The organism is Streptomyces sp. UH6 (assembly GCF_013421635.1).
Lineage (GTDB): Bacteria > Actinomycetota > Actinomycetes > Streptomycetales > Streptomycetaceae > Streptomyces > Streptomyces abyssomicinicus.
The window spans coordinates 1-1,050 of record NZ_JACADT010001424.1 but is presented as its reverse complement, the minus strand read 5'-3'; the positions used below and the strand labels follow the sequence as shown (position 1 = coordinate 1,050).

The following is a 1,050-nucleotide window of genomic DNA, read 5'->3' as shown; positions in this document are numbered from 1 at the left end:
ATGGGGGGCGCCGGCTCCGGCGACGGGCCGGGCGGCTCCGGCCCGGTCGATTCCGTCGACCTGCTGGTGGAGCTGCGGGACAACCTCAACGAGACCGACGACCGCACGGCGCTGACCGTGCGCACCACCTCACGGCGGACCGACGACCTGTACCTGCGGATCGTCTCCCTGGACGAGTTCGACGGAAAGACCTGGGAGGCGTCGCCGCGGCGGACCGTGGACCTGCCGGACCGCTTTCCCTCTCCGCCGGGGCTGGGCCTCCAGGTGGACCGGCGTGAGGTGACCAGCCGGATATCGGCGGCCGACTGGTACCGGCAGCGGCACCTGCCGATGCCCTACCCGGCGACCTGGGCCGACGCGGTCGGCGACTGGCGGCTCGACCCGGTGGGCATGACGGTCATCGGCGGGCGGGACGACACCACCGCGAACAGGAGCTGGCAGGTGGCCAGCCTGGAGGTGCTGCCGACCCGCGAGCAGCTGGCCGCCGCGCCGGCTCCGGGCCCGGAGCTGCGGAACCTCACGGAGCTTCCGGCCTCGCTGCCCGAGGAGGTCGGCGAGCGGGCCCGCGAGGTCACCAAGGGTTCGGACAACGCCTACGAGCAGGCGGTCGCGCTCCAGGAGTGGTTCTCGCGGACCGGGAACTTCAGCTACGACACCCAGGTGGAGGTGGGCGAGGACTCGAGGGCGATCAGCCGCTTCCTGCGGGACCGCAGGGGGTTCTGCATCCACTTCTCCTTCGCGATGGCGTCGATGGCGCGGTCGCTGGGCATCCCGGCCCGGGTGGCGATCGGTTTCGCGCCCGGCTCCGAGCAGGGCGACGGCAGCGTCGAGGTGACCCTGCGGGACGCCCACGCCTGGCCGGAGCTGTACTTCGAGGGTGTCGGGTGGACCCGGTTCGAGCCCACGCCGACGCGGGGCACCCAGCCGGAGTACACCCGGCCGGAGACCGCCCCGGGGGCGTCGGCCCGGCCCTCGGAGCCGGCGGTCGAGGACACCGCGTCGGCCGAGCCCAGCGCGCGGCCCTCCGCGAGTGTCAGCTGCACGGCGGAG

Annotated in this window: 1 protein-coding gene; it reads left to right on the top strand. The window is 74.0% G+C overall.

The window, feature by feature from the left end; all coding sequences use genetic code 11:
- Positions 1 to 1,050 (top strand): DUF3488 and transglutaminase-like domain-containing protein (locus HW445_RS32335; protein ID WP_218957580.1); only part of this gene is annotated, 1,050 nt, incomplete at both ends.